The 19,268-nt window shown below is 63.0% G+C and carries 14 protein-coding genes; 2 read left to right on the forward strand and 12 right to left on the reverse strand.

Annotated features, from left to right (window positions below; all coding sequences use genetic code 11):
• Positions 1–54: 54 nt before the first annotated feature.
• Both ACFOW7_RS13475 and ACFOW7_RS13480 read right to left on the reverse strand, forming a co-directional pair.
• Positions 55–996, reverse strand: coding sequence for a lipase secretion chaperone (locus ACFOW7_RS13475; RefSeq protein WP_378165082.1), 942 nt, complete (start codon positions 994–996; stop codon positions 55–57).
• Complete coding sequence (locus ACFOW7_RS13480) at positions 993–1,931, reverse strand: lipase family alpha/beta hydrolase (protein ID WP_378165084.1); 939 nt, start codon at positions 1,929–1,931, stop codon at positions 993–995. Before ACFOW7_RS13480 ends, ACFOW7_RS13475 begins: the two co-directional genes overlap by 4 nt.
• A gap of 393 nt (positions 1,932–2,324) precedes the next feature.
• Between ACFOW7_RS13480 and ACFOW7_RS13485 the strand changes: the two genes are divergently transcribed.
• A complete protein-coding gene (locus ACFOW7_RS13485) occupies positions 2,325–2,555 on the forward strand; it encodes a hypothetical protein (RefSeq protein WP_378165086.1) in 231 nt (76 codons plus the stop codon).
• Between the two features lie 25 nt (positions 2,556–2,580).
• Here ACFOW7_RS13485 and ACFOW7_RS13490 read toward each other — a convergent pair whose 3' ends face one another.
• Genes ACFOW7_RS13490 through ACFOW7_RS13500 form a run of 3 tightly spaced genes read right to left on the reverse strand, consistent with a single transcriptional unit; the run spans position 2,581 to position 5,163 of the window.
• Positions 2,581–3,375 carry an inositol monophosphatase family protein gene (locus ACFOW7_RS13490; protein WP_378165087.1) on the reverse strand — a complete coding sequence of 265 codons (795 nt, stop codon included), beginning with the start codon at positions 3,373–3,375 and terminating at the stop codon, positions 2,581–2,583.
• Positions 3,376–3,421: 46 nt separating this feature from the next.
• Positions 3,422–3,967: a response regulator transcription factor gene (locus tag ACFOW7_RS13495; RefSeq protein WP_378165089.1), complete on the reverse strand. Its 546-nt coding sequence runs from the start codon at positions 3,965–3,967 to the stop codon at positions 3,422–3,424.
• Positions 3,964–5,163: an ATP-binding protein gene (locus ACFOW7_RS13500; protein WP_378165090.1), complete on the reverse strand. Its 1,200-nt coding sequence runs from the start codon at positions 5,161–5,163 to the stop codon at positions 3,964–3,966. The genes ACFOW7_RS13495 and ACFOW7_RS13500 overlap by 4 nt, the downstream gene beginning before the upstream one ends.
• Before the next feature lie 325 nt (positions 5,164–5,488).
• On the opposite strand from ACFOW7_RS13500, the gene ACFOW7_RS13505 reads away from it, so the two are divergent.
• The gene (locus ACFOW7_RS13505) at positions 5,489–6,520 is read left to right on the forward strand and encodes a Glu/Leu/Phe/Val family dehydrogenase (RefSeq protein ID WP_378165092.1); all 1,032 of its coding nucleotides are present in this window, start codon (positions 5,489–5,491) and stop codon (positions 6,518–6,520) included.
• A gap of 331 nt (positions 6,521–6,851) precedes the next feature.
• Here ACFOW7_RS13505 and ACFOW7_RS13510 read toward each other — a convergent pair whose 3' ends face one another.
• The 7 genes from ACFOW7_RS13510 to gshB form a co-directional block, all read right to left on the reverse strand.
• The gene (locus ACFOW7_RS13510; RefSeq protein WP_378165094.1) at positions 6,852–7,358 is read right to left on the reverse strand and encodes a GNAT family N-acetyltransferase; all 507 of its coding nucleotides are present in this window, start codon (positions 7,356–7,358) and stop codon (positions 6,852–6,854) included.
• Between the two features lie 331 nt (positions 7,359–7,689).
• Positions 7,690–14,364, reverse strand: a complete 6,675-nt coding sequence (locus tag ACFOW7_RS13515; RefSeq protein WP_378165096.1) for a hybrid sensor histidine kinase/response regulator — start codon at positions 14,362–14,364, stop codon at positions 7,690–7,692.
• Between the two features lie 57 nt (positions 14,365–14,421).
• On the reverse strand, positions 14,422–16,650 hold the full coding sequence (locus ACFOW7_RS13520) for a methyl-accepting chemotaxis protein (RefSeq protein WP_378165098.1): 2,229 nt from the start codon (positions 16,648–16,650) through the stop codon (positions 14,422–14,424).
• Between the two features lie 122 nt (positions 16,651–16,772).
• Positions 16,773–17,288: a chemotaxis protein CheW gene (locus ACFOW7_RS13525; RefSeq protein WP_378165100.1), complete on the reverse strand. Its 516-nt coding sequence runs from the start codon at positions 17,286–17,288 to the stop codon at positions 16,773–16,775.
• Positions 17,289–17,315: 27 nt separating this feature from the next.
• Positions 17,316–17,681 (reverse strand): response regulator, encoded by a 366-nt coding sequence (locus tag ACFOW7_RS13530; RefSeq protein WP_449252231.1) that lies wholly within the window; start codon positions 17,679–17,681, stop codon positions 17,316–17,318.
• Positions 17,682–17,742: 61 nt separating this feature from the next.
• Positions 17,743–18,126: a twitching motility response regulator PilG gene (pilG, locus tag ACFOW7_RS13535; protein WP_378165102.1), complete on the reverse strand. Its 384-nt coding sequence runs from the start codon at positions 18,124–18,126 to the stop codon at positions 17,743–17,745.
• Between the two features lie 165 nt (positions 18,127–18,291).
• Positions 18,292–19,242 carry a glutathione synthase gene (gshB, locus tag ACFOW7_RS13540; RefSeq protein ID WP_378165104.1) on the reverse strand — a complete coding sequence of 317 codons (951 nt, stop codon included), beginning with the start codon at positions 19,240–19,242 and terminating at the stop codon, positions 18,292–18,294.
• Positions 19,243–19,268 lie beyond the last annotated feature (26 nt).

The following is a 19,268-nucleotide window of genomic DNA, read 5'->3' on the forward strand; positions in this document are numbered from 1 at the left end:
TAATTATTAGATTCCTGACATTTGCCCCTACAGGTCTAGAACCTATTTTGCATATTATTTTGCTGTGGTGGATTCTGCCGCAGCATAGGCCGCCAGTCGGCGCTGTTCGTCGGCCGAAAAACGCTCGTCGTCGAGCCGGCGTAGCTGCACCTCGCGCGTGGCGGCATCGAGGCTCGGATCGGCCAGGATGCGCTCGCGATCGGCACGCCAGGTGGTGATGCGCTGCTGCCAGGCCGCCTCTTCACGGTCGAGCACGGCCAGCCGGTCGGCTGCGGCAGCCCCGACATTGGCACTGCGCAGCCGGTGGATTTCCGCGGCATCGGCCCCGCGCGCCCGGGCCGCTTCGACCGCCTGGGCCAGATTGGCCTGCTGCATCGGCGCCTGACGCGCCAGCCGGATTTCCGGTGCCGCCGCTGCATCGAGCTCGGCCAGTTGGCGGGCCCGCTCGCTCGGGCTCAGGCTGCTGTCCTGCTGCACCCGCAGCCGGGCCAGCGCATCGCGGGCATAGGACTCCTCCAGCCCGAACATCGCACGCGCCTCGGCGGGACTGAAGAACTGGGCCCGCAGGGCGGCAACCGCATCAAGTCTGGCCTGGATGGCATCGAGTCCATTGCCGGCCAGCTTCGGGTCCTGATCGAGCGCAACCAGGGCCCGCTTGAAGGCCAAATAGCGCTTGAGCACGCGCCGCGCCTCGGCTGCCGCCTCAGGTGGCAGCCGGCGGTCGAGTTCGGCGCCGATCTCGGTCTCGATCTGTTCCAGGCTGCGCTCGCCGTAGCTCGACAGGTAATAGTCGAACAGCTCGCGCAAGCGGTCGTCGACCACCAGTCGGCCGCCTTCCTGCCGGGCCTGGCCGTCCACCGTGGTGCCACGCAGCGACGGGGCGAATTCCACCGTGGCATTGATGGCCGGCGGCTCGGCCGGCCGCCACAGCAGCACGGCCCCGGCACCGAGCAGCGCGGCGGCCGCCGCCGCGGTGAAGGCGTGACGGTTGATCACAGTCCGGCGTTCCGCAGACGGTTGGCGTGCTCGCGGTACACCGTGACCGGGCTGGTCTCAAACAGATGGACGATGCCGAAGAAGCCGTTGATCTCGTCCAGATGATTCATCCTGTAGTTGTTGCGGATCACCTGGCCCAGATGGGTGCTGCATACCGGCACCAGGCCGTCGCTGCTCTCGCTCATCGCCAGCGAGATCAGGCCAAGCGGCGCATCGGCCGGATCGAACACATTGGTATAGGCGCTGCTGCCGGTCCAGGAGTAATAGCGCACGCCGCGAGCCTCATAAGCCCCTTCGCCGCAGGCGCTGCTCGGCAATCCCTCGGGATATTTGCTGTTGAATTTGGCCATGCCCTGGGTGGTCAGCGATTCGAGCGCCTTGAGCGGGTCCTGCGGCAGATCGCGTCCGCCCGAAGCGAGGCTGATCAGGCCGGCGAGCCCTTTGGCAAGGCCCGCGGCGATGGTTTCGGATACCGAACCGCTGGGCGCCGTCTTGCGCACGATGTCGGCAATCGGCGAACCCTTGTTGACCCCGCCCACGCTGGTGGCCGACGCCACCAGATCGGGCCGCACCGAGGCGACATAACGGATGGTCGGGCCGCCGTGGCTGTGGCCGATCAGATTGACCTTCTTGGCGCCGGTGATGGCCAGGATTTCCTTCACCTGCCGCAATAACTGCTCGCCGCGCTCTTCACTGCTGTTGACCGCCGATACCTGGGCCACATAGACCTTGGCGCCGTCTTTCTGCAATTCGGCCGGAATCCGATAGAAGTAATCGACCCCAAGTGCCTGATCGAAGCCAAACAGGCCATGTACCAGCACGATCGGATATTTGGTCTGGGTGTAGTTCGCCGGCGTCGGGGACGACCAGAACCAGGCATTGGCAGGGGCACAGGCCAGACCAGCTACCAGCAGCATTGCGGCGATGCGTTTCATGCTTTGTCTCCTCTGTTTTTCACTGTCGATCCATCGGCCGTCGGTGACGACAGGGGCAAAGCTAGCAGCAAAGATCAGCAACGCATAGAGCAAACGCTCGATTTATTTTTGTCCAATCAGAGCAAATGCTCTCTATGCCGCAGCCAGCCTGATAAGCGCTTGCTTGACGGTCTGGCCGTTGTTGCACCTTAGCGACAACAAAAGCGCGACAGGGAAATCAACCGGGCGAGGAGGAGAATTCCTGGTGCAAATCAAGCATGTTTTTTATATTTGCCTGATTCATCAGAAAATTCGCCGACACGTAATGTCTCTTTGTTTTACAAAACACCGATTTGCCAGTCAGGCGGCAGCAGTGTCATCACCATGGAGAAAGACGGGATATGGCGAGCTTCGATGTCCGGACAAACGAACCGCCCACGCAGAAAGGACCAGACGCTCGATGCGCCAATGCACCATTGTGGAGCAAGAGGAGGCGGAGACTGGAGAAATAGGGAAATGCAGAATAAAGGAAAATATTCTGCAAAATATCTGCAAGGTTCAATGCTGAAAAATAAAGAAAATAAATATCTCTTATTTCCAGTCTATCCGATCATCAGACTGATGACCAATGGTCCGGCTCAATGAAAAACGGCCGCTGAGCGGCCGCATTTCACAGATTGTATTTGACCCACTTGAGCCACTGCGAGAACAGGCTGGGGTCGAGCGCGGCGATCACCGAGCGCTGCCATACATCATCGTCCCAGTAATCGTCGTGGTAGAGGCTGGTCATCCGGCCGCCGGCCTCGGTCAGCATCAGGCAGCCGGCGGCGTAATCCCACAGCCGCTGACCGCCGTGGACATACAGGTCGAAGCGGCCGGCCGCGATATAGCACCAATCGAGCGTGGACGCCCCGAGATTGCGCTGGCTGCCGAACGGCGCCACCGAGGCCAGCCGCTGCGGCAGACGCCCACCCAGCCATTTGACCTCGACCCCAGCAATCGCCTCGGCCATCTGTGGCACATGGCGCTTGAGCGGCAGCCGCTGACCGTTGAGATACGCGCCCTGGCCCAGTTCGGCATGGAACATCTCGTCGGCGATCGGGTTATAGATCACCCCCAATAAGGGCCGGCCGTTCTGCATCAGGGCGACCGATACCGCGAAATACGGCAGGCCATGGACAAAATTGGTGGTACCGTCGATCGGGTCGATCACCCACAGCTTGTCGTGGTTGTCCCATAGCGCCAGCTGCTCCTCTTCGCTCATCTCCTCGCCCAGCACCGGACAGGGAACGATAGCCGGCAGACGGCGCTCGAGCGCGCGCTGGCATTCGACATCGGCTTCGGTGAACAGCGTACCGTCATCCTTGCGATTGGCGCCGACACGCAGAAAACGCGGCATCACCTCGGTGCGGGCGACTTCACGAACCGTGGCAATCAACTGGTCGAGAACGGAAAAGACGGGCATGACAGGCTTCCTGCTGGCGACCCGGCATTCTACCTTGGAAGCCCGCTCAAACGCGCGGCGGCGGATTGGGACTCGGACGCTTGGCCAGTTTTCGTTGCAGGGTGCGCCGATGCATATTGAGGGCGCGGGCCGTGGCCGAGACATTGCCGTCGTGCTCGCTCAGCACCTTCTGGATATGTTCCCATTCGAGCCGCTCGACGCTGAGCGGCTGCGCCGTGACGGGCACCCCGGCATCGCCGTTCTGGCGCTCGAATGCCGCCACGATCTCATCGGCGCTGGCAGGCTTGGCCAGATAGTGGACCGCCCCCAGCTTGATCGCCTCGATGGCGGTGGCGATGCTGGCGTAACCGGTCAGCATCACGATGCGGCAGGCGGGATGGTGCCGATGGAGCGCTTCGATCAGCCGCAGGCCCGACTCGGCGCCGAACTTGAGATCGACCACCGCACAGACTGGCGCCTCGGCTTGCACCAGCGCCAGGGCCGCGGCCATGTCGCCCGCCACGCTGACCGTAAACCCGCGCCGCCCCAAGGCACGCGCCAGCACCTGGGCCAGCGCCGGATCGTCATCGGCGATCAGAAGTGTTTGGCTCATCGCGCCTCCCTCGACGGTAATTCGACCTCGACCCGGGTGCCGCCACCGGGCCGGGCCAGCCAGGCCACCCGACCGCCGGCCCGCTCGATGGCCGAAACGGCCAGGGCGACGCCGACGCCCAAGCCTTGCCGCTCCACTACCCGACCGTCGAAACCCGGCCCGGCGTCCTCGACTGCCAGCACAATGCGGTCTGCCGCCCAGTCAAGCTGCAGTCCCTGCCAGTCGGGACTGGCATCAGCGGCGTTATCGAGCAGATTGAGCAATGCCTGGCGCAGCGCAAAGCCCCAGGCCACGGCGGGGGCAGCCCCGGGCGGCAGGCTCAGTTCGGCTTGCACCTGCAGGCGCACCAGACGCCAGTCGTCCAGGAGTTCACGCACGGCCTGATCGGCCGGTCGGGGCACCGGGACGTCGCCATCGGCGCGCAGTCGCGCCAGTTCGCCCCGGCAGGCGGCCAATTGCTCGGCCATCAGGTCGAGATCGGCTTTGAGCGTGGGCTGCGCCGCATGCTCGTGCCGCAATTCATCGACCAGCAAGGTCAGCGTCGCCAGCGGCGTGCCGAGCCGGTGTGCCGCGCCGGCCGCTTGCAGGGCGATGCCAAATAGTTGCTGATCACGCAATGCCGCCTCGCGGGCGCCAGCAAGCTCAGCTTCACGTTCGCGCAACTGGCGGCCGATCCGCGCCACCAGTCCCGCCAGGATCAGGGCCGCGCCGACAAAAGCGAGCCACATGCCGAGGGTGTGCAGATAGAAAGCCTGCGCCAGGGCGGCATCGGGAATGGGCAGCGGTAGATAGAAAGTCAGCAGCAGGCTGTAGGCGACCACGGTCAGACCGGTCAGCAGCCACACCTGGCGCGAAGGCAGGCTGGCGGCAGCAATTGCCAGCGGCAGCAGAAACCAGGCAGTCAACGGATTGGTCGCGCCGCCCAGAAAATACAGCCAGACCGCATGGCCAACCAGATCGACCGCCAGTTGGCGCCCGACTTCGGCTGCCGGCACCGGAAAACGCGGCGCCAGTCGCAGCCGGACCAGCGTCGCCAGGCCATAGACGGCCAGCGCCACGGCATTGAGCAGCAGACCCGGCCACGGCAGAACCAGGCCAAAGCCCCAGATGGCCAGCACAGCGGCGCCCAGATGGAGCGATAAGGTGATCCAGCGCAGCCACAGCACGCGGACCAGGGTAGGTCGAAAATCAGGCATGGCGCCGATTGTAGCAGGGGCGACGAACGGGCCGCCTCAGCTCAGCCGTATGGATTCATTCCAAATCGAATGGACTATGAACCGGTTCTAGCGAGTGTTTTGCATAAAACGATTCATTCGTCCAGAGAACGGCATTTTTGCTGCGGCGTGCCTTGGCGCGGCGTCAGTGGGCGGCTACGATGCAGGGCTGATCGGCGACACAATCGCCGGCCTTGTCGCGTCGGCCCCATCCGGGTCGGCGCATCCCGGAAAACACGATTTTTTGCGGATGTTTCGCCATGCCCAACCTTCCTTCGCGTCGGCGGACCCCGCGTGGAGTGCACGCATGACCGCCTTCGTCTTCAGCGATATCAATTACGACGCCCACGAACAGGTCGTCTTCGCCAGCGAGCCGCGCAGCGGCCTCAAGGCCATCATTGCCATCCACAACACGCATCTCGGCCCGGCCATGGGCGGCTGCCGGATGTGGGAATACGTCAACGAACGCGCCGCCCTCGTCGATGCCCTGCGCCTGTCGCGCGGAATGACCTACAAAAATGCTGTCGCCGGCCTGCCGATCGGCGGCGGCAAGACCGTGATTCTTGGCAATCCCAAGACCGACAAGACCCCGGCGCTGTTCGAAGCGCTCGGTGAAGCGCTGGAGCGCCTGGGTGGCCGCTATGTCACGGCCGAGGATGTCGGCACCAGCCCGGCCGATATGGCCCATGTCGCCCGCCGCACCAGCTTTGTCGCCGGCCTGGGCGACAGCGGCGACCCCTCGCCGTTTACGGCGCTGGGCTGCTTTGTCGGCGCCCAGGCAGCCGTCCGCCACCATCTGAAGCGCGACAGCCTCGAAGGGTTGATCGTGGCGCTGCAAGGGCTTGGCCATGTCGGTTTCGATTACGCCCGCCGTCTGCGCCAAGCCGGGGCCCGTCTGGTGGTGGCCGATATCGACCAGGGTGCGCTGGAGCGCGCCCGCAGCGAACTGAGCGCCGAAGTGGTGCCGGTCGATTCGATCTACGATGTCGAAGCCGATATCTACGCCCCGTGCGCGCTCGGCGCCACTCTCAACGAAGACACGCTGGGCCGCCTGCGCGCCAAGATCGTGGCCGGCGCTGCCAACAACCAGCTCGCCACGCCCGATATCGGCGACAAGCTGCGTCAGCGCGGCATCCTGTACGCGCCGGATTTCGTGATCAACGCCGGTGGCATCATCAAGGTCTGCTACGAATACTTCCAGAAACCGGACAGCGAAATCGAAGGCCATGTCTGCCGTATCGCCGATACCCTGACCGAAGTGTTCCAACGCGCCGACCGCGAGCAACTGCCGACCAGCGTGGTCGCCGACCGGGTGGCCGAGTCGCGCTTCAAGGCGTAAACCGCCGGTCAGGCCAAAGCTGACGATCCACAGCCCTGGCCCACAGAAAACCCCGCCGTAGCAGCGGGGTTTTTGCTTTCTCCTGCCGCTTCAGCCTCCAGCACAGCGTCCCCGCCTCCACCCAGCACATTTGCATTTAACCCGGTCGCCGCCAAGCCTGCTGGAGCGCTGTACGCCTGCGCCTTGCGGTCCGGATACGCTGACGCCGCTTTGGCTGGAAATGCGCTCGCAGCGCGCCATTTGCATCAGACTCGTCCGCGCCGCTCACGGAAGGGCCTGGGCCTGACACTTTGTGTCCGGACGCCTGGACGCCACATTTTCCGGCACTGCACTAAGCGGTCGCCGCAAACGCCCGGTGATACTGCACCGTCCCAAGCGGCCACTCCTCGCTGAACGACAGCGCCTGGAAATACTGCTGCGGCACACCGGGCAGCTCCAGCCCCGGCTGGTGCCTGAAGCCGAAACGTGCGTAATAGGCCGGATCTCCCAGCAGCACGCAACCGCGTCCCCCGCGCCCACGCAATTCAGCCAGGGCTGCTGCCATCAATTGGGAACCGATGCCTTGTCGCTGCCGCGCCGGCGCGACCGAAATCGGCCCCAGGCCATACCAGCCCGCAGCACCCGAAGAAATCGTCACCGGCGAAATCGCCACATGGCCGACGATCACCCCGTCCTCTTCGGCCAGCAGCGAAACCGTCAACTGCCCGGCCCGGCGCAGGGCCGCGACGATGAATTGCTCGGTATGGCTCGAATACGGCAGATCGCGGAACGCCGCCGCGGTCAAATGGCCGATCGACTCGGCATCACTGGCCGTTTCAGGCCGGAGGGTCAGATTCATGGTGGATTGTCCCGGTTGATAAGCAGGTCCATCGCGGCAAAGCGGATCATACGATGACGAGGCACAAGGCGGACGCAGCGGTAGCGCCTCGCTTTACCGCGTGTCCACGACCGCCAGACCGCCTTCTGGCACGGGCTTTGAAGTGAGGTCTTGTGGAGAAGGGGAGGAGCCGTTGCAAAGGGGAGACTTGGATCGCTGGAATTGGCCTGATAAAACTTTTGTGCAAAATATTTGCAAGATGACAGGACAAAAATATCCAAAATGGTCATCTATCTGCCAAACAAAAACCCCGTCCTTGCAGACGGGGTTTGTTGTTGGCCAACAAGGCAGCTTAGTGCAGTGCAGCCACTTCGCCACCGATCAGGCGCCGGATATGTTCGAGCAGCTCGTCTTCCTGATAGGGCTTGCCGAGGAAGACATTGACGCCCAGTTCCAGCGCGTAGTTGCGGTGCTTATCGGCGGTACGCGAGGTGATCATGATGATCGGAATATCGCGAGTACCGGGGTTGGAGCGGATATTGCGGGTCAGTTCGAAACCGTCCATCCGGGGCATTTCGACGTCGAGCAGCATCACGGCCGGTTTGATGTCTTGCAGTTGTTGCAGGGCATCGATACCGTCCTTGGCCGTTTCGACCTGATAGCCTTCGCGCGCCAGCAGACGACCGGTGATCTTGCGCACCGTCAGCGAATCGTCGACCACCATCACCACCGGCGCCTGCATCAGCTCCTCGGCAGCGGGCTGGGCGGCGGCCATGGCGACGTCGAAATCGGCAACCGGGGTTTCCATCCGGCGTTGCGACAGTTGCAGCGGGTTGAGGATCAGCACGATCTCACCGTTACCGAGCACGGTCGCGCCACCGACACCGGCCACCCGCACCAGTTGCGGGCCGATGTTCTTCACCACCACTTCCTGGTTACGCACCAGTTCATCGACGTGGAGCGCGATGCGCTGCACGCCGCTGCGCAGCAGCAGGACGGTGTTGTAGCGCTTCTGCTCGGGCTGGTGTTCGTTGTCGCCCAGCAGGCGCGGCAGGTAGTGGAAGGGGTAGATATTGCCCATCCATTCAAGGCGCCGGCTCTGATACAGCTTCTCCAGCACTTCGAGCTTCAGTTCCTGTACCTGCTCGACCATCACCGAGGGAATGGCGTAGTTCTTGCCGGCCACCTTGACCAGCACGGTCTGGGTAACGGCCAGAGTCAGCGGCAGATGGATCACGAACACCGTGCCCTGACCGGCTTGCGAAGTCACTTCGATCCGGCCGCCCAGGTCTTCGATCTCGGTCTTGACCACGTCCATGCCGATGCCACGGCCCGACAGCTGGGTCACGGCGCTGGCGGTGGAGAAGCCGGCTTCGAAGATCAGATGCATGATCTGGGCGTCGCTGTACTGCTCGTCGGCCCGGATCAGCTCGCGCTCGATACCTTTCTGGCGCAGACGCTCGATATTGAGACCGGCCCCGTCGTCGCGCAGGGTCAGGACCAGTTCATTACCTTCCTGACGCGCCTCGACCACGATTTCACCGAACTCGTTCTTGCCTTGCTGCAAGCGGGCATCGGGCCTTTCCAGGCCATGGTCGATGGCGTTGCGCAGCATATGCTCGAACGGCGACACCATCTTTTCCAGCACCGAACGGTCGATCTCGACGCGGCCACCACGGATTTCCAGGTTGACCTTCTTGCCGGTTTCCTTACCGGTCTGACGCACCAGCCGGTACAGACGCTCGGACACCGAAGAGAACGGCACCATGCGAACCCGCATCAGTTCCTGTTGCAGGTCCTTGGTCATGCGCGCCTGCTGTTGCAGCGCGGCAGCCGATTCGTCGAAGTTCTTCAGCAGGTTGTGCTGGATCGTGCCGACGTCGTTGACGCTCTCCGCCATAAAGCGGGTCAGTTCTTGCAGACGGGTGAAGCGGTCGAATTCGAGCGGGTCGAAGCCCATCTCGTCGGTGCTGTGGCTCAGGCGCGATTGCATCTGCGATTCGGCCTGGATTTCGATCTCGCGCAGCTGGGTACGCAAGCGGCCGACGTTATCGGTCAGTTCAGTCAGCGACTGCTTGAGCGCCAGCATTTCGGCTTCGATACGCGAGCGGGCGATCGACACTTCACCGGCCTGGTTGACCAGACGGTCCACCAGATCGGCACGCACCCGGATACTGGCCTTGGCCGCTTCAGGGTCAACCAGACCGAGCGCCGCCTGAGCGGGCGCCGCACGCGCACCGGCCGCAGCAGCCTGGGCCGGTTGGGTGCCGGCTTCGGGCGCGGCGGGAGCAGCCGGCTCGCCGTGGATCAGGCGGTCGTACAGCTCGTTCACCAGATCGAAGTCGGCGTCGAGTTCTTCCACCAGCTCGGGCAGCAGATGCTCACCGGCGTTGATCAGCCGGGTTTCCATATTGTGGGTGGCTTCACCTAGCCGCATTGCACCGGCCATCCGGGCGCTGCCCTTCAGGGTGTGCAGCAGACGACGCAGCGAATCGAGCGAACCCTTGGCATTCGGGTCTTCCGACAGCACGCGCAGATCGGTACTGATCTGCGGCAGCAGCTCCTGCGCCTCTTCCTCGAAGATGGGCAGCAACTGCTCGTCGATTTCATCCTGGACCGTGATTTCGGCCAGTCGGCTATCGGTCGAGATCAGCGAACCGACGCTGCCGACCCCATCGGCCTCATTGAGCGAAGGTTCGGCAAAGGCGCTGGGCTGTTCAGGCTGAGCGGCCAGATCGGCTTCGTCGAGTTCGATATCGATATCGATGTCTTCGCTGACATCGATCGGAGCCGGTGCCACCCGGGCCAATTCGGCCACAGTCGCAGCCGGCACCACGATTTCCGATACCGGCGGGGCCACCACAGGCGGGGCCACCACAGGCGGGGCCACCACAGGGGCGGGCACGGGCGCCATGGCCGAAGGCGGCAGCGATTCGGGCGCAGGTTCGACTTCGATACCGGTCGGCACGCCGATCAGTTCTTCTTCGGTCAGCGGCTCATCCGTCTCAAGGACCAGATCGGCCGTTTCCTCAGCGAGGGCCGGCGCGACCACGGCTTCTTCAGCCGGCATATCAAGATCGAGCGAAAGGTCCAGCTCATCGGCTGGGGCCGTGGCTGCCACCACTTCGGCTTCTGCCGCGGGCTCCAGGTCGAGCGACAGATCGAGTTCTTCAGCCGGCGCCGTCGCCGCGACCACTTCGGCTTCTGCCGCCGGTTCGAGATCGAGCGACAGGTCGAGTTCTTCGGCTGGCGCCGTGGCCACGACCACTTCGGCTTCTGCCGCCGGTTCAAGGTCGAGCGACAGGTCGAGTTCTTCGGCAGGCGCCGGCGCCACGACAGCTTCAACGTCCGCAGTCGGCTCCAGGTCGAGCGACAGATCAAGTTCTTCGGCAGGCGCCGTCGCCACAACCACTTCAGCGTCCGCAGCGGGCTCAAGGTCGAGCGACAGATCAAGTTCTTCGGCAGGCGCCGTCGCCACAACCACCTCGGCTTCTGCCGCGGGCTCAAGGTCGAGCGACAGGTCGAGTTCTTCGGCAGGCGCCGTGGCCACAACTACTTCGGCGTCCGCAGCCGGTTCAAGGTCGAGCGACAGATCGAGCTCTTCAGCCGGGGCCGCTGCCACGACCACTTCTTCGGTCTGGACGGCCGGCGCTTCGAGATCGAGCGACAGATCGAGTTCTTCGACCGGGGCCGTGGCGACCACTTCCTCGGCTTCGGCAGCCGGGATGGTAAGGTCGAGCGACAGGTCGGGTTCTTCAACGGGCGCGGTGGCCACGACCACTTCTTCCGCTTCGACAGCCGGGATGTCGAGGTCAAGCGACAGTTCAGGCGCAGGCGTCGGAGTGGGTGCAGTAGCCGGGGTATCGAAATCAAGCGACAGGTCGAGGGTATCGGCCGGGGCCGTCGCCACCACTTCTTCAGCCGTGGTGCTCGGCAGGTCGAGATCGAGCGACAGGGCGGGAGCCGGGGTCGTCTCCGACAGGTCCAGACCCAGATCGAGCATGGGCGGCTCGTCAGCCGGACGCTTGGGCGGAGCCGACTCGTCGGCCAGCGACAGATCGAGTGCCGGTGCAGGCGCCGTACCGAGGTCGAGATCGAGGTCCAGCGCAGGCGCGGTATCGGCAGCCGGGGCCGGGCTCAGATCGAACGGAGCGAGTTCGACCACCTCGGCCTTGCTCGGCGTTTCGACGAAATCGAGCGACAGGCCGAAGGTCGAATCGGCATCCATCGGCGACATGGCCGGCTGGGGCTGGGCAGCCTTGTTGGCTTCGCCCTGCGCCTTGAGGCGCTGACCCAGTGCCTGCAAGGTGGCCACGGTGGCCGGCTCGGCCTCGGGGAAGGCGTGGCTCGAAATCCGGCCCAGCATGGCGCCGACCTGATCGATCGCCACGGCGATATTGGCCAGATCGGTCTGCTCGGGCGTGAGTTGGTGGCGGTCGTAGCACACCAGCACCTGCTCGATGGCATAGCCCAGTTCGCCCAACTGGTAGAAGCCGGTGGTATTGGCGATGCCGCACAGGGTATGGGCAGCATGGACAAAGGACTTGTCGACCGCGCCCTGGCTGCGGAAATCGGCGTAGGCGTGATTCAGGGTCGAGAAGTGCTTGTGCGCCTCATCAAGGAAGATGCCAAACAGGGCCCGCGAGATCGACACCGGGCCGATCTGTAGTTCGGCGCTGTCGGCCGCTTCGTGGTCGAGCGCCAGGTCGAGTTCGACCGATGGCGCAGGCTCGACAGCTGGGGTCGCTTCGACAGCGACAGCGGCCGGTGCGGCATCGACCAGCGGATCGACCCCGTTCTTGAGGTCTTCGGCCAGGGCCATCAGGGCGCTGGCTTCGACCTGGGCTTCGCCGCTGGCCTGGAGCTGTTCCACCCAGCCAGAGAAACCGGCATGGGCCATTTCGATCAATTGCAGCAGACCGGGGCCGGCGCGCCGCTCATCCTGCAACCACTTGTTCATGACCTGCTCGACCGCCCAGGCCACCTCGCCCAGATTATTCAGGCCGACCATCCGGCCCGAACCCTTGAGGGTGTGGAAGCTGCGGCGGATTACCGTCATGGCGTCGCGGTTGCCTGGCTGCTCGCGCACGGTTTCCAGGTTTTCCGCGATATTGGCCAGCACTTCGACAGCTTCTTCGAGATAGACCTCGAGCAGTTCGGCATCGACCGCTGCATCGCTGACCGGCAGCGGTGCACCACTGGCGGGCGCGGCGACTGCCGGCACCGGTTGCGGCGCTGGGGTCGGACTGGCGACTGCCTGCGGTTCTGCGGCGGGTGCCGGCGCGGCAGCCGGGCTGGGCGCGAGTACCGGCGGTTCGACTTCGAGCGCAGCTTCTTCTTCGGGTGCGCTCGGCTCCTCGAAGAATTCGCCCTTGAGACGACGCAGCACTGGATGGAGGATCTTGGCGCGATCGCTTTCCTCGCGTTGCAGCGCGTCGATATAGAAACCCAGGGTGGACAGCGACTCGGCCAGGAACTCCAGCTCTTCGACCGAGGCTTGATAGCCTTCTTCCTGGCATTTGCTGACCACGATGGCGCTGGCGTCGATAATCTCGGCGGCTGCCTGCTCGTCGAGCATGGTCAGGGCGCCGCGGATCTGCCGCATCGGTCCTTCGATGCTGGCCAGCTCGCCCCGGGTGGCCGGGTCGCGGAAGAAGGTGTCGAGGATTTGTTCGATCTGGCGCAGATTGGCCTGGATTTCCTGGGCCACCTGCGACACCAGCATGCGCTCCTGAGCCCGGCGCGACACTTCGTCGAGCAGGGTCACTTCGGGCGCGGCGCTGGCGCCGGCAGTCAGGCGCTTGACCATCGCTGCCGCCTGCTGCGGGAAATCGGCCGACTGTTCGGGGTAGACCAGTACGGCGTTCTCCACCAGCAAGAGGGCGGTCGCCACTTCGAGCGCAGCGGCTTCGTTGGGGTTGCCGCCCAGATTGGCGACCACCCGGCCCAGTGCTTCGATCAGATTGTCAAAGCCCGGCAAGGCCAGTTGCTTGCCGCGTTTGGCCAGTTCGGCCAGCTGTTCGCGAAATACCGGCAGGCGGTCGGCGCCGCCGCTATTGAAGCGGGCCCAGCTATCCTTGGCGTGGTTGACGATATCGCGGAGTTCGCGGGCCAACTGTTTCTTGGCCAGCTGCTCGGCGTCGTCGGTGAGGTTGCGTTGCGGTTTGAGTTCGTCGAGGGCGAAGGCCTTGCGCACGCCCTGGCAATGCGGGCTGCGCGTCTGCATATGGGCCACGGCGTAGAGCACGTCGCGGAACAGCCGCTCGGCCACCTTGCCGCCGCCTTCGGTCAGACGACGAATCTGTAGATTGATACGGGTCAGCAGTTGCTGCTGGTTAAGGTCGAGACCGACGGTATTGTCGGCCAGGCCCTCGGCAAAGGCCGATGCCGCCCACCAGAAGCCGCGTTGCAGGCTGCCCGACTGGCTGCGCGCAATCCCGAGCAGCGCCTGGGCCATCCATTGCGCGCCTTCGGCCTTGGGACCGCGCAGGAATTTGAGCAGGCCCGCTTCGAAACGGCCGCGAGCGTTCTTGAGTAATTGAGCGAGGCCCGCTGCGTCGAGTTTGACGGCGGTCAGCCCGGCCGGCAGTTCACCGGTCAGATCGGGGAAGAACAAATCGGCGCCGCTCGCCTCCTTCTCGCCACGGGCGTGCCGTACCTGGCGGTAACTCGGCAACAGCTTGAGCGGGACATCGGCAGCGCCATTGATCAGGGCTTCGAGATATTGAGCCAGTTGCTTGCCGGCCATCTCGACGGCCGGCAATACGACCGCTCCATCGGCCTCGCCGCGCTCGACAGCGCCGACCGCGACCTCAAGCTCCTCGGCGAAACGGGCAGCCCCATCGAGGCCGACCATTTCGATCGCCCCCCGCACCTGGTGCAGGTGGGTCTGACAGAACTTGAGTTCGGCAACGTCATTGCTGTTGCCATACTTGGCGATGCATTCCCGCGCCCGTTCCAGGACTTGGTCAATCTCGCCTTTGACCCAGATCAGCGATCCCAGGTCGAATTCGGTATGCGTGCTCATAGCTACGTTTGGTTCTCGCTGGTCGGCCAGTGGCGATGGGGCGCGGTCCCGCCGCCCTTATAGCTTGAAGCCCGCCACCGAACCTTTCAGTTCGGAAGCAAGACCGGTCAACTGGCCGATCTGGACGGCCGTCTGCTTGGTACCGGCGGTGGTCTGCTCGGTAATGCGCAGAATGTCCTGCATCGATTCGGCCACCTTATCGGCCAGGGCACGTTGCGACTGGGTTGCCTGGGCAATCGAGGCAATGATGTTGGCCAGATCGTTCGACACCTTGCCGATCTCACTCAGCGCCTGACCGGCGGCGTCGGACAGCTTGGCACCCTCCACCACACCCTGGGTCGAGATTTCCATGGCCGCCACGGCATCGTGGGTATCGGCCTGAATGGTCTTCACGATCGCACCGATCTGCTTGGTAGCCTCGGCCGAACGTTCGGCCAGTCGCTGCACTTCTTCGGCCACCACCGTGAAACCACGGCCGGCTTCACCTGCCGAGGCCGCCTGGATGGCAGCGTTCAGGGCCAGCACGTTGGTCTGCTCGGTAATGTCGGAAATCAGTTCCACGATTTCACCGATCTCCTGCGAGCTTTCACCGAGTCGCTTGATCCGCTTGGCGGTTTCCTGGATCTGCTCGCGGATTTCATTCATACCCTTGATCGAGTCCTGCACCGCGTTGGCGCCCTTCTGGGCGGCATCGAGCGACTGCTGGGCCACACGGGCCGACTCGGCGGCGCTGGCGGACACATTACCGATCGAGCGGGTAATCTGCTGCACCACCTCGTTGGTCTCGACGATTTCCTGCGACTGACGCTGGGCAGCTTCAAGCAGCTCGCTCGAAATCGCCTGGGCCTGTTGGGAGGCCGCCGTCACCTGCTCGGTGGCGCGGTTAATCCCGATAATCAGGTTGCGCAGCTCATCGATGGTGTAGTTCATCGAGTCGGCGATAGCGCCGGTCAGGTCTTCCGTCACCGAGGCGCGTACCGTCAAGTCACCGTCAGCGAGGTCCGACATTTCGTTCAGCAGCCGCAGAATGGCTTCCTGGTTACGCTTGTTCTCGGCTTCGATCTCGGCCCGACGGCGTTGGGTTTCCGCGTTGTACACCCGGATCAGGAAGTACAGGGCCAGCAGGGCGATCACAATAAACGCCACCTGGAACACCGTTGCCACCACACCGCCGCCGGTCGATTCATAGGCTTCGGTCAGGCGCTGGGCGTCGCGCAGCAGGTTTTCGCTTTCCTTGTAGATGGTCTGGTTGGCAAGACGGGTGTTCACCAGGTTCTGCATGTTGCGCGAGAAGGCGCCCACCACGGTTTCGAAATCCTTGAACATCGTGCGGATTTCTTCGAGCTTCTCGCGAACCTCGGGGCTCTTGGCGGCGGGGATGCGCAGTTCCTCGCTGCCTTCGATCATGCCGGCCAGGGTGTCACGGAAGGTGTTGGTGTCCTTACCGAGCAAGAACACCACCTCAGGGTTGATGATCTCGCCGGCCAACATGGCGTTGGCGTTCTTGGCCATCCGCTGCGACAGCATCACCTGCTGGTTGGCCAGTTCGATTTCGTGGGTGGTGGCGTTGGATTCGCTGAGCAGCGACACCAGCTGTTGGGTCAGTTCAAGCAGCTTGGCATCGTTGCTGTTGATCGCGCTCACGTTCTTCGTCACCGCGATCAGGGTTTCCTTCTGCTTGATGATGGTTTCAACCGTCGGCTTCTTCGGGTTGGGGCGGAAGTTCACATCCCAGTTGGCCTTGATCTTTTGCAGGATCTCGGCCGGGGCACCCGAAGTGGCCGGCAGACCCGGACCGCCGCTGAGCAGCAGGTTCAGGTCTTCATCGAATTTCTTGTAGGCCTGCTCCAGCAGCGGGAAGGCCGAGTCGTTACCCTGGATGGCCTGGGCCGAAGCACGCGCCATCCGTTGCGACAACATCTGCATTTCGGTCGAGGTTGCCCGGTAGACCGCGCTGTGGTTGGACGACTGGATAGCGAAATAGGTCGAGCCGAAGAACAGCAGGATCGACGCCACCATGGTCCAGATAAAGACCGACATCTGCCGCTTGGCCGGCAGATGTCCAAGCAGCGGGATTGGGCTGAAGCCGCCTCCCTCGCCGTCCATCGGTCGCATGCGCTCGATGATGGATACCGTGCGCAGGGGATCGTAGGTCTTGTCGTCGCCGCCTTTGGATTTCTTCTTAAAGGCGCCGAGCACAGTATCGAGGAAGCCAGTCTTGGCGGGTTCGGGCGCAGCCGCCCCTTTCCCACCCTGTTTCGAGAAGCCCGGTTTGAGTTTCTCCATGAAAGCCATTCTCTTTCTCTCCCCGCCACAGTAATGCGGCTTCGCTCGGTCCTAGCCACAAAGGCATCATGCCGCCTGCCGGCAGGCAGGGCCGCATGTCATACCCATTAAAGGAAAAAATCCTAGATGATGCCGACTTGCAGAAACGGTGTTTGTTGCACCAGCTCTGCCAGTTTCAGTTCGCGCCACTCACGTCCCTGTTCGTCCCGCCAGGTCGGTCCGCACCATGGAATGGCCGGATTGGCGGGTGCGATCTCCTGCATATGCTCAACGTTACGCAGACCGAGCATGCGGTTGACCAGCAGGGCCGAGTTGAAAATATGTTTGGAGTGAATCAGCAGCAGACGGCTGCTGACCCCGACTGTCACCGATTCGCCACCGAGAAAGCCTGGTAGATCGACGACGCTGAACAGATTCCCCCGCACATTGGCCACACCCTTGAACCAACGCTGGGTCAGCGGCACGCCGACGATCTGCGGCACCGGCACTACCTCGCTGACGTCGGTCAGATCGACCAGCCAGTTGGCATCGCCAACCAGAATGCCGAGCTTGGAGGAAGAACTTTGCGTTGCCACCATCGACTTCAGTCGGGCGACTACGCTTTCCTGGAATTCCCGCAAACTGATGCGTTTGGCCATGGCGATGGTCGATGTCGGTGGGCTGGATTAACTGAGTGCGGCGATCTGTTCAAGCAACTCCGCCGGATTGACCGGCTTGACCACATAACCCTTGGCGCCCTGGCGTTTGCCCCAGACGACATCGGTTTCCTGGCCCTTGGAGGTGCACATAATGATCGGGATATGCTTGGTCGCTTCGTCCTTGGAGATGGTACGGGTGGCCTGGAAGCCGTTCAGCCCGGGCATGACCACGTCCATCAGGATCAGATCGGGCATCAGCTCCTTGACCCGGGAAACCGCCTCTTCGCCGCTTTCGAGCGTCATGACCTGGAAGCCGTTCTTGGTCAACAACTCACCGAGGAAATGCCGCTCGGTGGGAGAATCGTCAACGATCAGGATTTTCTTGATTGCCATGTCGGTATTCCTCCCGCGCGCTTTCGCGCGGTCCTATCTTCTGTAACGTCGTCGGATCAGATCAATGCTGGCCGGCATGTGCCCCAACCGCCTGCAGCAGGCTGTCTTTGGTGAATGGTTTGGTCAGATATTCGTCCGAACCAACCATCCGCCCCCGTGCCCGATCAAACAAGCCGTCCTTGCTGGACAGCATGATGACCGGCGTAGACTTGAACTTCGGGTTTTTCTTGATCAAAGAGCAGGTCTGGTAGCCATCGAGCCTGGGCATCATCACATCGACAAATATGACGTCGGGATGATGATCGCTAATCTTGGCCAACGCGTCAAAACCGTCCTCAGCCAGGATCACTTCGCAGCCAGCCTGTCCCAGAAAGATTTCGGCGCTTCGGCGTATGGTATTGCTGTCGTCAATCACCATGACCTTGACGCCGGCGAGATTACTCATCGACCACTCCTCGCTGTAGTAACGCGACCGGCACATGCCGCGTAGATTGTCCCAGCCCGTAAAATATCACAGTGTCAATAAATCCACTACGCCGTCCCAGCGCGAATGCATGAATATTTCGCACACAAGTACGAATTGCAAAACCGGTCAATACTCCCCTCCCCGTCAGTTTTTTAGTGTGAGATTTTCCTCCAGTGCATCGATAAACAGCGCAGCCACATCGATGCCGGACTGCGCTGAAATCTCCTGGAAACAAGTCGGGCTGGTGACATTGACCTCGGTCAGGCAGTCGCCGATCACGTCGAGTCCTACCAGCAATAAGCCCTGGGCCACCAGATCGGGACCGAGTGCACAGGCGATTTCACGGTCGCGTTCCGACAGTGGCCGGGCCACTCCCGTACCACCAGCGGCAAGATTACCGCGCGTCTCGCCCTGTTTGGGAATCCGTGCCAGACACCATTCGACCGGCCGGCCTGCGATCAACAGCACCCGCTTATCGCCTTCCGTGATGGCCGGCAAATAGCGTTGCGCCATTACCGTGACGCGGCCGAAATGGGTTTGGGTTTCGAGGATCACACCGAGATTGGGATCGTCATGGCGCAGCCGGAATATCCCGCTGCCTCCCATACCGTCGAGTGGCTTGAGCACGATATCGCCATGTTCGGCCAAGAAGGCGCGGATATCGTCGGGCCGGCAGCTGACCAGCGTGGGCGCGATAAAGGCGGGATAGCGCAGAATGGCCAGCTTCTCGTTGAAGTCACGCAGCGCCCGTGGCCGGTTGAACACCCGGGCACCCTGGCGTTCGGCGTGTTCGAGCAGATGGGTGGCGTAGAGATATTCCTGATCGAATGGCGGGTCTTTGCGCATCAGCACCGCGTCGAACTGCGTGAGGCCAAGTTCAGCCCGGTCGAGTACCCGATACCAGTGATCGCCGCCCTCGTGCAAGGCAAGCGCTTGGGCGTGGGCGACCACCCGGCCATCCTGCACCCGCATTGCCTCCTGTTCGAAGGCCCAGACCTCGTGGCCACGGCGAGCAGCCTCACGCATCATGGCGTAGGTCGAGTCCTTGTAGATCTTGAAGCTGTCGAGCGGGTCGGCGAGAAAAGCGATGCGCATGGGCTGGCTATGACTCCGTAAAAGCG

This window comes from Chitinimonas lacunae (assembly GCF_042650885.1).
Classification (GTDB): domain Bacteria; phylum Pseudomonadota; class Gammaproteobacteria; order Burkholderiales; family Chitinimonadaceae; genus Chitinimonas_A; species Chitinimonas_A lacunae.

Coding starts and splice junctions, on each gene's coding strand:
- ACFOW7_RS13490 (WP_378165087.1), bottom strand. CDS start 3,375: ATGCCCGTCTTTTCCGTTCTCGACCAGTTGATTGCCACGGTTCGTGAA.
- ACFOW7_RS13530 (WP_449252231.1), bottom strand. CDS start 17,681: ATGGCAATCAAGAAAATCCTGATCGTTGACGATTCTCCCACCGAGCGG.
- ACFOW7_RS13505 (WP_378165092.1), top strand. CDS start 5,489: ATGACCGCCTTCGTCTTCAGCGATATCAATTACGACGCCCACGAACAG.
- ACFOW7_RS13485 (WP_378165086.1), top strand. CDS start 2,325: ATGTCCGGACAAACGAACCGCCCACGCAGAAAGGACCAGACGCTCGAT.
- ACFOW7_RS13495 (WP_378165089.1), bottom strand. CDS start 3,967: ATGAGCCAAACACTTCTGATCGCCGATGACGATCCGGCGCTGGCCCAG.
- ACFOW7_RS13525 (WP_378165100.1), bottom strand. CDS start 17,288: ATGGCCAAACGCATCAGTTTGCGGGAATTCCAGGAAAGCGTAGTCGCC.
- ACFOW7_RS13510 (WP_378165094.1), bottom strand. CDS start 7,358: ATGAATCTGACCCTCCGGCCTGAAACGGCCAGTGATGCCGAGTCGATC.
- ACFOW7_RS13520 (WP_378165098.1), bottom strand. CDS start 16,650: ATGGAGAAACTCAAACCGGGCTTCTCGAAACAGGGTGGGAAAGGGGCG.
- ACFOW7_RS13515 (WP_378165096.1), bottom strand. CDS start 14,364: ATGAGCACGCATACCGAATTCGACCTGGGATCGCTGATCTGGGTCAAA.
- ACFOW7_RS13480 (WP_378165084.1), bottom strand. CDS start 1,931: ATGAAACGCATCGCCGCAATGCTGCTGGTAGCTGGTCTGGCCTGTGCC.
- gshB (WP_378165104.1), bottom strand. CDS start 19,242: ATGCGCATCGCTTTTCTCGCCGACCCGCTCGACAGCTTCAAGATCTAC.
- ACFOW7_RS13500 (WP_378165090.1), bottom strand. CDS start 5,163: ATGCCTGATTTTCGACCTACCCTGGTCCGCGTGCTGTGGCTGCGCTGG.
- pilG (WP_378165102.1), bottom strand. CDS start 18,126: ATGAGTAATCTCGCCGGCGTCAAGGTCATGGTGATTGACGACAGCAAT.